Source organism: Acinetobacter sp. QJM3NY_42 (assembly GCF_056173745.1).
In genome coordinates, this window is record NZ_CM149689.1 from 2,374,382 (window position 1) to 2,386,480 (window position 12,099).

A 12,099-nucleotide genomic window follows, 5' to 3' on the forward strand; every position below is an offset into this window, starting at 1 on the left:
GGACAATTTAAATTGTCCCTTTTCTTATATACTTTTAGAAACCTAGTTTATTACGCCATTTTTCTAAAAGAGCTGTGGTATCTGTATCATTTGGATGAAATTTTGGTCTTAAAAAGTCTGCCAGTTCAGGAATTTGTCGAGTTATAAAACCCTTACGGCCATACATAAATTTCAGCATATATCTGGTATTTTTCCAGGTTAGTTTTTTATCTGCGCTTAAGAGACGCACAGTAAAATATGACTGTGTAAAGAAAATCAGCGTTAAGGCAATGATTAGCGCCGAAGAGCGCATAAAATAAGCCTTGGGCCCTTGCCCATACATTGCTGTATAAACATCAAAGGCTACAGCTTTATGCTCATTTTCCTCTATGGCATGCCACATCCAGAGTTTATACATGGTCTCATCATTAAATAAGGCCTGCACATCTGCATTCTGCAACAGCTCAGCCGCAATAGTGGCAGTAAAATGTTCAAGAGCACATGTACCTGTTAAATCAACCATTTCCTTGGTGTAACCGAACGGTTTCATCAGACGGTATACAACTTCCGTACCTACTTTAAGTACTTGCCCTGTCTGCTCTTCCATTTTACGTACATCATAACCATAAGCCTGAGCAGAAGCATTAAAGGCAAGATGCTCCTTAGAATGCATAGCTTCTTGCCCGATAAAAGCACTAATCTCTTTTTGAAGTGCTGGATCTGAGAGTTTAGGGTTTTGACGCACCGCACGGGTACTATCTACAAAAAATTTTTCACCCTCTGGAAACAGTGCAGATAAAGCTGTCATAAAATGGGTTATACCGGCATCGCCGCTCGCCCAGTAACGTGGAACCTGATTAAATTCAAAGTCCATACGACGTACAGGAAAGCTAGCACCGGCACGATTTGAAATATTTACTTTAGCATTCATTAGGGTTACTCCTCGCAAGTGAGCAATTCGCTAGCTTGCTTTTATTTTTTGATTTCTTATTTCTTATCATACGTCTTTTTTATTGTGCTATAAGGGCAGATAAGGACATAGAATTATCAGTTAAGGACAGCTGATATTTATTTTTGTCTGACAATTTTATAAAGTTATTTAGATATATATTTATATAAATAAAAAAAGCGCCCTAAAAGGACGCTTTTTTTGACACAGTAAAGTGATTATGCAGTTACTTTCGCAACAACACCAGCACCTACTGTACGACCACCTTCACGAATCGCAAAACGCAGACCAGCGTCCATCGCGATCGGGTGGATCAGCTCAACTGACATCTCAACGTTGTCACCTGGCATAACCATTTCAACGCCTTCTTTCAGCTGGATCGCACCAGTTACGTCAGTTGTACGGAAGTAGAACTGTGGACGGTAACCATTCAGGAATGGAGTGTGACGACCACCTTCTTCTTTAGAAAGTACATATACTTCTGCATCGAATTTAGTGTGCGGCTTGATTGTACCTGGTTTAGCCAGTACCTGACCACGCTGAACGTCTTCACGTTTAGTACCACGTAGCAGAACACCACAGTTCTCGCCTGCACGACCTTCGTCAAGCAGTTTACGGAACATTTCTACACCCGTTACAGTCGTTTTAACTGTATCTTTGATACCAACGATTTCAACTTCTTCGCCGACTTTAACGATACCAGACTCAACACGGCCAGTAACTACTGTACCACGACCTGAAATTGAGAATACGTCTTCGATTGGCATTAGGAATGCTTTGTCGATTGCACGTTCTGGTTCTGGAATGTAAGTGTCAAGCGCTTCAACCAGAGCAAGAACTGCAGACTCGCCATACTGACCGTCGTTGCCGTTCAGTGCTTGAAGAGCTGAACCACGGATGATTGGAGTGTCATCACCTGGGAAGTCATAAGTAGACAGGAGTTCACGAACTTCCATTTCTACCAGTTCAAGTAACTCTTCGTCATCAACAAGGTCACATTTGTTCAGGAACACGATGATGTAAGGTACACCAACCTGACGAGAAAGCAGGATGTGTTCACGAGTCTGTGGCATTGGGCCATCAGTTGCTGCACATACAAGGATCGCGCCGTCCATCTGAGCAGCACCAGTGATCATGTTTTTAACATAGTCAGCGTGGCCCGGGCAGTCTACGTGAGCGTAGTGACGAGTTGGAGAGTCATATTCTACGTGTGAAGTATTAATGGTAATACCACGCGCTTTTTCTTCTGGTGCAGAGTCAATTGCTGCGTAATCTTTCGCTTCACCGCCGTAAGTTTTTGCACAGATTGTTGCAATCGCAGCGGTTAAAGTTGTTTTACCATGGTCAACGTGACCGATTGTGCCCACGTTTACGTGTGGCTTATTACGTTCAAACTTGGCTTTAGCCATGATGATCTTCCTTTATTAACTACTCATGGAGGGTCACCCCATGAGCACTTGGTTTTTAACTAAGAATTAGTTTGGGCTTATAGTAATCGAAAGATTACTCGTCGTCACCTTTTTTACCGCCAGATTGGAATTTGCTGATGATGCCTTCAGCCACGTTACGTGGAGTTTCAGCATATTTAGCGAATTCCATTGAGTATGTTGCACGGCCTTGAGACATAGAACGCATTTGAGTCGCGTAACCAAACATCTCAGCCAGTGGAACTTCTGCACGGATAGCTTTAGTACCGCCAGGTAAGTCGTCCATACCCTGAACCATACCACGACGACGGTTCAAGTCGCCCATGATGTCGCCCATGTAGTCTTCTGGAGTTTCTACTTCAACTTTCATGATAGGTTCAAGAAGAACAGGATCTGCTTTCATGAAACCGTCACGGAAGGCATAAGAACCTGCCATTTTGAACGATAATTCGTCAGAGTCGACATCGTGGTAAGAACCATCAAATAGTGTCGCTTTAATACCCACAACAGGGTAACCAGCCAGTACACCATTCTTCATACGTTCTTGAATACCTTTGTCAACTGCACCGAAGAATTCTTTAGGTACTACACCACCAACAACTTCTTCAGCGAATTCGTATTCTTTACCAGTTTCGTCAACATCAATAGGCTCAAGACGGACATATACATGACCGAATTTACCTTTACCACCTGTTTGACGTACGAATTTACCTTCTTGCTCAACAGTCTTTTTGATTGTTTCGCGGTAAGCAACCATTGGTTTACCAATATTCGCTTCAACACCGAATTCACGCTTCATACGGTCAACGATGATGTCAAGGTGAAGCTCACCCATACCAGCAATAATGGTCTGACCTGATTCTTCATCGGTACGAACACGGAACGATGGATCTTCTTTCGCCAGACGACCTAAAGCAATTGACATTTTTTCTTGGTCAGCTTTAGTTTTTGGCTCAACAGCCAGTGAAATTACTGGCTCTGGGAATTCCATACGCTCAAGCGTAATGATGTTTTTCTCATCACACAGAGTATCACCTGTAGTTACGTCTTTCAGGCCTACACATGCTGCGATATCACCTGCACGGATCTCATCAAGATCCTGACGCTCATTGGCATGCATCTGCACGATACGGCCAATACGTTCACGCTTAGATTTAACCGGGTTGTATACAGGATCGCCCTGTTTTAATACACCAGAATAAACACGAACGAACGTCAGGTTACCTACGAATTTGTCATTCATGATTTTGAATGCAAGAGCAGAGAACGGAGCTTCATCAGATGCTTCACGAGTCGCTTCTGTTTCAGCTTTATCGTCAAGAATACCCTTGATCGCTTCAACGTCAGTAGGAGCAGGCAAGAACTCAATTACTGCATCCAACATACGTTGAACACCTTTGTTCTTGAATGCAGAACCGCAAAGCATAGGTTGAATTTCAGATGCTAATGTACGGGCACGTAGACCTTTCTTGATGTCTTCTTTAGAAAGATCACCTTCTTCCAGGTATTTGTCCATTAACTCTTCTGAAGCTTCAGCAGCGGCTTCAACCATGTTTACACGCCATTCTTCAGCCAGATCTTGAAGATCAGCTGGAATTTCGCCGTATTCAAACTGCATGCCTTGAGACGCTTCATCCCAGATAATTGACTTCATTTCGATCAAGTCAACAACACCGGTGAAAGTATCTTCAGCACCAACAGGGATTACTACAGGTACTGGATTTGCACCCAGACGTGATTTCATTTGTTCAACAACACGGAAGAAGTTGGCGCCAGTACGGTCCATCTTGTTCACGAATGCCAAACGAGGTACTTTATATTTGTTTGCCTGACGCCATACTGTTTCAGACTGAGGCTGTACACCACCTACCGCACAGTACACCATGCATGCACCATCAAGTACACGCATAGAACGTTCAACTTCGATTGTGAAGTCAACGTGTCCCGGGGTATCAATTACGTTGATACGGTGTTGCGGGAATTGGTTACCCATACCAGACCAGAAACAAGTAGTTGCAGCAGAAGTAATGGTAATACCACGTTCTTGCTCTTGTTCCATCCAGTCCATAGTCGCGGCACCGTCGTGTACCTCACCGATTTTGTGAGAAACACCTGTGTAAAACAAAATACGTTCAGACGTAGTTGTTTTACCTGCGTCAATGTGCGCAGAGATACCAATATTACGGTAACGAGAAATTGGGGTTTGACGAGCCATGATTTCTTGCATTCCTAAATTTTGTTGTTAAAACAGGACGCTTTAAGTTACTTTTGCAACTTAAAGCGAATTGATGACAGATCAATGAAAAACATGCCTATCATCTTCCTGATTAGGGCCTGTTTTAACCGCTTAGAAGCGGTAGTGAGAGAAGGCTTTGTTAGCTTCAGCCATACGGTGCACATCTTCACGTTTTTTGATCGCTGCGCCTTTACCTTCAGCTGCATCTAGCAACTCACCAGCAAGACGTAAAGCCATAGTTTTTTCAGAACGCTTAGCAGCAGCATCTACTAACCAACGCATTGCTAGGGCAGTACGACGGGATGGGCGCACTTCCATAGGTACTTGATAAGTAGCACCACCAACACGGCGTGCTTTTACTTCGACCATAGGGCGAACTTTTTCAAGAGTAGTCTCGAAAAATTCAACCGGATCTACTTTGTTTTTTTCTTGAACGCGGTCTAAAGCACCGTAAACGATGCTTTCAGCAATAGATTTTTTACCATCTTGCATTACGTGGTTCATGAATTTAGCGATGGTTTGGCTGCTGAATTTTGGATCCGGAAGGATTTCACGAGCAGCGACTACGCGACGTCTTGGCATTTTAAACTACCTATAAATATGACACTTCAGGTTAATCCAGCAGTAGCACAAAGTGTCGTGTGCATTCGCTGGCCTTACTACACGTCGCTTGAATTTCACAAAAATAAATGCAGAAATCAGACAAGCGAGACGATAAAGGTTTGTGGCTCTATATCCTTAAGAAATTATTTCTTAGGACGTTTAGCACCATATTTAGAACGTGACTGGTTACGATCTTTAACGCCAGCGCAGTCTAAAGAACCACGAACGGTATGGTAACGTACACCTGGTAAGTCTTTAACACGACCACCACGGATCAGAACAACACTGTGCTCTTGCAGGTTATGGCCTTCACCACCGATATAGCTTGATACTTCAAAGCCTGAAGTTAAGCGAACACGGCAAACTTTACGCATTGCTGAGTTAGGTTTTTTAGGTGTAGTTGTATAAACACGTGTACAAACACCACGACGTTGTGGACAAGCCTTCAACGCAGGAACTTTGGATTTCTCAACCAAAGTCGTACGACCCTTGCGGATCAACTGATTTGTTGTTGCCATATGGCAATTCTCCCGTAAATAAAAAACCTCAAAAAAATACCACTTTTTGAGGGCATGCAATTGTAAGCCAAGACACAAAAATGGTCAACATTTGATGCCATAACAAATGTTGACCAAGTACCTGACAAAGCTTATTTATCAAGCTTTTATGTTTTTAGCCTATTTTTTCGAAGAAGAGTTTTTTGTAACTGCTTCTTTAGCTTCTGTAGAAGAGTTTGTAATGTCACCAGTTTCAACTTTAACCTAATCAACAGGCTTATCTATTGCTTCTTCGGCTGCAAGTTTAGCCTGATTGCCAGCAACCAGTTCTTCCTCATCAACTACCGGGTTATCTTCATCTAATGGCACAGCAGTCTTTTGAGGCTCTACTGCTTCATGAGGCTCCACCATATCTTCCGCCAAGCTTTCGATATCTTGCTGAACTTCCTGCTCAATATCAGCTTCTGTCTTTTTCTCTTCTTCAGAAGGTTTTTTCTGAACTTTCACCTTGGCAATCGTGTCATGGTCTTTAAGCTCAACTTCTTTTATCTTGTCAAGATTGACCTGTTCTGGCTGTTCAATTTTTTCCGGTTTGGCAGAAACCGCAGGACTTGCCTGCTCCAAGGCTTTCTCTGAACGGTTAAATGCTTCCAGAGGTGAAAGTGAAGAGTCATTATGCTGCTCTAGATAAGATCGTGCTTCAGCAAATGCTGTCTGTGCCTTTTGGCTGGCCTCTTCAACCAGTTTCCAGCTATAGATTGCGCCAACTGTTGCACCAACCAAAGGAGTAAGTTTAGTCAATATAGATAGCTTAGAAAAAACAGTAGGATTATCTTGTTGCTGACCATCCTGCCCGATCCATTTTTTAAGCATTTCAAAATCATTACTCGACCCTAACAGCTGCTGTAACTGTGAAACATCATTATTTTGCAGCATACCGCTCACAGCTTTAAGGCCCATCAGTATTGCCTGTTTTTCAGCAATCAAACCCATGTCAATCTGTCGCAGCACATGTTGTACAATTTCCTGATCTTCTTTCAAATCGAAGCCATGCGCCCGTCCGGTCTGGTAAATGGTTCTAAGAGCTAACGCTAGAGATGCTGGTACATCAACCGCGGCCCCTACAATACCGGTTGCACCGCTGACTGCGCCTTGGACTGATGCAATCCATTTATTCTGCTCTGCCAGAGCCTGACTTAAACGTTTTGAACGTTTAGGATCTTTTTCGAGCTCTTCAAGTTTACTGGCACCTGCCTCGCTTAAAATGGCTTCCACCGAACTGAGTTGTGAACTGAGTTCACTCAGACATTCAAACATATAATCAGAGATTTTATTACTGACTTCAGGAGGAATAAAATTAGCAACACCATTAAAACGGTTGTAATGACGACCTAATAGTTGACGTGACATTTTGGGCACATAATCACGTAAAATATGCTGTGGATGATCATCAGGACTAGCTTCCATTGGACTTTTTACACGAGCAGAGCCTTCAATAACCTGATTCTGATCTGTCTGTCCATTCTGCTTAGTGGCACCACCAGGCGTTGCTTGATTCAGCATATCCAAACCTGTAGAACTGAGCTTTTTAGCCACTTTCACAGCACTGGAAATAAAACCTGCTGACTGATTATTATTAGTATTCGTCATCAATCTCCCCTCTTCATTCAGTTAGTTATTTGATAGTAAATACTAGGTGTAGTGAAGATTTAACACAATTCTAAAGTGTTTCTTTTAGTTATAAGCAGGTAACTCAAAGCATGCTATGTGCAACTCGTGTATAGCTTGCAATACGCATAGGATTTGCCATAAGAAAACAAAAACCTTTCTGTTATTATGAGTTCAATTTGAAAGATGAGTAGCGTAGCGCATCCGGCATAACCCCGCTCCTGCCAGAGTGTCCAAGCCAAGCTCATAACCTCACCATAAAGGGAACTGTAGATGAAACGTGTTGTAATCACTGGTATGGGTATTAACTCATGCATTGGTAATACTTTAGAAGATGTTACTCACTCTTTACAAAACGGCATTTCAGGAACACGTTTTAATCCAACTTATGCTGAACTTAATTTCAAAAGCCATGTAAGTGCAGCTGCAGAACAGAACTTTGACAATATTGACCGTAAACTGAAACGTTTTATGGGCGTATGCGCCATGTATGCTTATAACTCGGCTGTGGCTGCAGTAGAAAATGCGGGCCTTCAGGTAGAAGATCTCGCTGGTAATCCACGCTACGGCATTGCAGGTGGCTCTGGCGGTAACTCAACAGCTTCTGTAGTTGAAATGACCAAGTTACTAGAAGAAAAAGGCGCACGTAAAATCGGACCTTTTTTTGTGCCACGCAATATGAGTAATACCATTACTGCTAACGTAGGTGTTGCATTCAAACTTCAAGGTATGGCGCACTCTATTACCAGCGCCTGTGCTACTTCTGCTGATGCAATTGGGTATGCCTATAATCTGATTCAGCTAGGCAAACAGGACCTAATGCTGGCAGGTGGCGGTGAAGAAGATCACTGGTCTCAAAGCCTGTTATTTGATGCTATGGGCGCATTGTCTTCAAAATATAATGACACACCAGAAAAAGCTTCACGCCCATATTCAGCTGATCGTGATGGCTTTGTCATTGCAGGTGGCGGTGGTTTTGTTGTTTTAGAATCTCTTGAGCACGCTCAGGCTCGTGGTGCCAAAATTCTTGCTGAAGTGGTTGCATATGCAGCCAATTCTGATGGTGCGGACATGGTAGCGCCAAGTGGTGAAGGTGCAACCCGCTGTATTTTAATGGCGCTTGAAGAAGCCAAGCAGCATGGTATAGAAAGCATCGATTATGTGAATACTCATGGGACATCAACACCTGCCGGCGATGTAACCGAGCTTAAAGCAATGGAACGCGCTTTTGGCGAAGGCCATGTACCAGCAGTCAGTTCAACCAAGTCCATGACTGGTCACAGTCTGGGGGCAGCAGGAGTACATGAGGCAATCTATTCTGTTTTAATGATGCAGAATGACTTCATTGCTCCCAACATTAACGTGACCGAACTGGATGAAGGCGCTAAACCATTTGATATTGTGCTTGAAAAACGTGATGCGAAACTAAATACTGTAATGAGTAACAGTTTTGGTTTTGGCGGCGTCAATGCCTGCCTGATTTTCAAGAAATGGGATAATTGATGAATGCACCTTCTGATGCTTTCTTTTGGATAAAGGCTTTACATATTATTGCCGTGGTATGCTGGTTTGCTGCTCTGTTCTATCTACCGCGTCTTTATGTTTATCATGCCATGAGTGATGATACAGTCAGTCATCAGCGCTTTGAAGTAATGGAGCGTAAGTTGTACCGGGGAATTATGTGGCCTGCAATGATAGCTACCCTGATTACAGCACACTTTCTGGTGGACTGGGGAGATCAGTTTTATCATTACCATGAAGCTTTATGGTTTTATCTAAAAGTAGCATTAGTCGGTTTACTGGTCATTTACCATTTTGTTTGTGGCTATTACCGTAAAAAACTGATCGGAAATGCACATTACAAGACACATAAGTTCTGGCGTTTTTTTAATGAAATGCCGACCCTTTTACTGTTTGCTATTGTCATTCTGGTAGTGGTCAAGCCCTTTTAATTATCAATAGTCGAAAAAGCCCCAGATTCGGGGCTTTTTTATTTGTCTCAGCTTTTTAAATTTATTTTTTATAAAAGCTTTAAATTACATAAATAAAAAATTAAAAACTGATTTCCATATTTTTTAGCTCAGCCTACTTAAAATTGCCGGTAATGTATCAAAACTTTTTATCATATATTGAGGCTGTGCCTGCATGAGCTCTTCTGCAGAACCGTAACCATACTCGACCGCAATTGTATTTATGCCATTATGACGCGCCCCTAAAATATCATACTCACGGTCTCCAATCATTAAACACTCCTGTGGCCTAAGTTGCTCCTGCTGCAAAATGAAAGCAATTAATTCTGCTTTGTTTGTACGCTCACCGCTCAACTCGCTTCCATAAATTTGAGTAAAATAATCTGCGAGCTGAAAATGTTCCAAAATTTGTCTGGCATAGATAGCAGGTTTTGCTGTGGCAAGAAATAATTGATACCCCTGCTCTTGGAGATATCTGAGAGTTTCTGGCACAGCCGGATAAACTTTATTTTCAAAAAGTCCGACTACAGAAAAACGCTCCCGATACCCCAGCAAAGCCTGCTCAGCAAGTTGTTCATCTCCATTATCAAGCAGCTTAACAAAAGATGCTTTTAAAGGCGGCCCAATGGTCCAGTCAATATCCAGATCGGGCTTTAGGGGATAACCTAGTTTTTCCATAGCATAACGGATACAAGTATGTATTCCCACCTTGGGATCAGTCAGGGTACCATCAAGGTCAATCAGCAGATTCTTTATAGTCATGTTGGACAGTTATTCAGTAGGTTTAACACGGGATTAAGGTCGAGAGATGAAGTAAACTATTCTATACTAGCGTAATTTGCATTAAATAAGGATACGGCAGTGCGTCCTACAGTTCTTTGTTTTTCCGGACTTGATCCTTCAGGCGGCGCAGGTCTGCAGGCTGATATTGAAGCAATTGGGCAAAGTGGTGCACATGCTGCAATTGCCTGTACTGCTCTAACCATACAGAACTCTCAACAAGTATTTGGTTTTGAGGCAAGTTCACGAGAATTATTACTAGCGCAGGCCAATGCAGTAGTTGGCGACCTCCCTATCCGATGTGTAAAATCTGGCATGTTGGGTACTACAGAAAATATTAGCGCGCTGGCTGAATTTTTAAGAGCTCACCCAGATTATCAATATGTGCTTGATCCGGTACTGGTTGCCAATAGTGGCGGTTCACTTGGTAATCAGGAAACTTTAGTTAAAGCATTTATAGAGCTTATTCCTCTGGCCAGCATTCTAACCCCTAACACAGTCGAACTGCGGGCTTTAACTGGTTTTGACGACCTGGAAACTGCCACTCAAAAGCTGTTTGAAATGGGTGCAAAAGCCGTTCTGGTTAAAGGTGGGCATGAGAATACCCCAGACTATATTCGTAATGCACTTTATATTCAGGGTGAAATGGTGGCAGAAAGCCACTGTCCACGATTACAAGGTGAATATCATGGTTCTGGCTGTTCACTGGCAAGCTTTATCGCAGGACGCTTAGCATTAGGAGATGAGCTGGTTCAGGCAGTCCAACATGCAGAAACCTGGCTATTTGGTGTCTTAAAAAATGCAGAAACTCCAGTGCCTGATGGGCAGAAAATACCAAAACGTTTTTAAAATAAAAAGCCCGCTTAATATAGCGGGCTTTTTATTATTGCTTTATCGAGCATACAAACAACAATTTTTGCTTACTCACCCTGTCTATTGGGGAATACGTAAAACCTGACCTGGATAAATATCATCAGCATTTTTTAACAAAGGACGGTTAGCTTCAAAAATTTTATTATATTGATTAGCATCACCATAAAATTCTTTAGAGATTTTAGAGAGAGAATCCCCAGACTTTACAGTATAGAATTTGCTTTGCGGTTCAGGTGTAGCAACTGTCATCTGATCATCTACTTGAGCCACATGATCAATATTACCGACGGCCAGAATAATTTTCTCACGGTCTGCCTGACTTTTCACTTGGCCTTTGATTGTAGCCAAATCAGTATTACTGTTATAACTGACTGACAGACCTTCTACACCAAGCCCCAGACTCTTTACATGAGCCAGTAACTGATTCGCGATCTGTTGTGCTGAAGGTTCTGCAGCCTTAGGTGGAGCCTGTGGAGCCGCTTGAGGAGCAGAATTAGCAGGCGTAGCAGCTTGATGCTGTTCTACCTTTGCTTCATTCTTTTTACCAATACCTTTTACAAAGTCAAAAAGTCCCATCGTTCTACTCCATGTTAGTGGATGAATATTGTGTATTGCTATCTTATTTTTATACCGAATAATTTAAGGTACTTAAGTTTTATTTCGGCTGTAAACAGTAAACTTATGTAAGACTTGCTACGCTCTACTTACTACCTATTAGTCTTTTGTTTCAATTAAGGATGAAATAAAAAAAGCCACCCTTAAGGTGGCTTTTTATCAGCACATGCTAAAAGACAACTTACTGAGCAAGTTTCTTGGTAACATAATCAATTGCTGATTGAACAGTAGTGATTTCGTTAGAATCTTCATCAGGAATAGTAATGTCGAAATCATTTTCAAAAGACATCACAAGTTCAACCAGGTCCAGAGAATCTGCACCCAAGTCATCCATGAAAGATGCTTCATTTTTAATTTCTTCAGCACGCATACCGAGTTGTTCTGCTACAGCCTGTTTTACGCGTTGTTCGATATCGCTCACAGGAATTCTCCTCATTGCTTGTGGCGTTTTTAATTGCCGTTAGTTTAATTGAATATCAATTATTTTAAAAGTTTATCCAAC

General features: G+C 42.2%; 12 protein-coding genes. 3 read left to right on the forward strand and 9 right to left on the reverse strand.

What is annotated here, in order from left to right:
- Positions 1-34: 34 nt before the first annotated feature.
- From AC0VYT_RS11235 to AC0VYT_RS11260, 6 genes are all read right to left on the reverse strand, one after another.
- Complete coding sequence (locus tag AC0VYT_RS11235; protein WP_005018894.1) at positions 35-910, reverse strand: metal-dependent hydrolase; 876 nt, start codon at positions 908-910, stop codon at positions 35-37.
- Positions 911-1,146: 236 nt separating this feature from the next.
- Positions 1,147-2,337 carry an elongation factor Tu gene (tuf, locus tag AC0VYT_RS11240; protein ID WP_005017071.1) on the reverse strand — a complete coding sequence of 397 codons (1,191 nt, stop codon included), beginning with the start codon at positions 2,335-2,337 and terminating at the stop codon, positions 1,147-1,149.
- A gap of 94 nt (positions 2,338-2,431) precedes the next feature.
- Positions 2,432-4,570 carry an elongation factor G gene (gene fusA / locus AC0VYT_RS11245; RefSeq protein ID WP_005018892.1) on the reverse strand — a complete coding sequence of 713 codons (2,139 nt, stop codon included), beginning with the start codon at positions 4,568-4,570 and terminating at the stop codon, positions 2,432-2,434.
- A gap of 132 nt (positions 4,571-4,702) precedes the next feature.
- Positions 4,703-5,173, reverse strand: a complete 471-nt coding sequence (gene rpsG, locus AC0VYT_RS11250) for a 30S ribosomal protein S7 (RefSeq protein ID WP_004655203.1) — start codon at positions 5,171-5,173, stop codon at positions 4,703-4,705.
- Positions 5,174-5,337: 164 nt separating this feature from the next.
- Positions 5,338-5,712 (reverse strand): 30S ribosomal protein S12, encoded by a 375-nt coding sequence (rpsL, locus tag AC0VYT_RS11255; RefSeq protein WP_000246374.1) that lies wholly within the window; start codon positions 5,710-5,712, stop codon positions 5,338-5,340.
- Between the two features lie 243 nt (positions 5,713-5,955).
- A complete protein-coding gene (locus tag AC0VYT_RS11260) occupies positions 5,956-7,341 on the reverse strand; it encodes an EcsC family protein (protein ID WP_005018891.1) in 1,386 nt (461 codons plus the stop codon).
- Positions 7,342-7,632: 291 nt separating this feature from the next.
- On the opposite strand from AC0VYT_RS11260, the gene AC0VYT_RS11265 reads away from it, so the two are divergent.
- Together AC0VYT_RS11265 and hemJ are read left to right on the forward strand one after the other, a co-directional pair.
- Entirely contained in the window at positions 7,633-8,862 is a 1,230-nt protein-coding gene (locus AC0VYT_RS11265) for a beta-ketoacyl synthase N-terminal-like domain-containing protein (RefSeq protein WP_005018889.1), read from the forward strand.
- Positions 8,862-9,311, forward strand: a complete 450-nt coding sequence (hemJ, locus tag AC0VYT_RS11270; protein WP_005018886.1) for a protoporphyrinogen oxidase HemJ — start codon at positions 8,862-8,864, stop codon at positions 9,309-9,311. The genes AC0VYT_RS11265 and hemJ overlap by 1 nt, the downstream gene beginning before the upstream one ends.
- A 123-nt stretch (positions 9,312-9,434) precedes the next feature.
- Here the strand turns inward: hemJ and AC0VYT_RS11275 are convergent, their stop codons facing one another.
- Positions 9,435-10,091, reverse strand: coding sequence for an HAD-IA family hydrolase (locus AC0VYT_RS11275; protein WP_005018884.1), 657 nt, complete (start codon positions 10,089-10,091; stop codon positions 9,435-9,437).
- Between the two features lie 99 nt (positions 10,092-10,190).
- Here AC0VYT_RS11275 and AC0VYT_RS11280 point away from each other — a divergent pair, with 99 nt between their 5' ends.
- Positions 10,191-10,958 (forward strand): hydroxymethylpyrimidine/phosphomethylpyrimidine kinase, encoded by a 768-nt coding sequence (locus AC0VYT_RS11280; RefSeq protein ID WP_005018882.1) that lies wholly within the window; start codon positions 10,191-10,193, stop codon positions 10,956-10,958.
- Between the two features lie 84 nt (positions 10,959-11,042).
- Here the strand turns inward: AC0VYT_RS11280 and lysM are convergent, their stop codons facing one another.
- Positions 11,043-11,558, reverse strand: a complete 516-nt coding sequence (gene lysM / locus AC0VYT_RS11285; protein WP_005018880.1) for a peptidoglycan-binding protein LysM — start codon at positions 11,556-11,558, stop codon at positions 11,043-11,045.
- Between the two features lie 220 nt (positions 11,559-11,778).
- Positions 11,779-12,018, reverse strand: coding sequence for an acyl carrier protein (gene acpP, locus AC0VYT_RS11290; protein WP_005018879.1), 240 nt, complete (start codon positions 12,016-12,018; stop codon positions 11,779-11,781).
- Positions 12,019-12,099 lie beyond the last annotated feature (81 nt).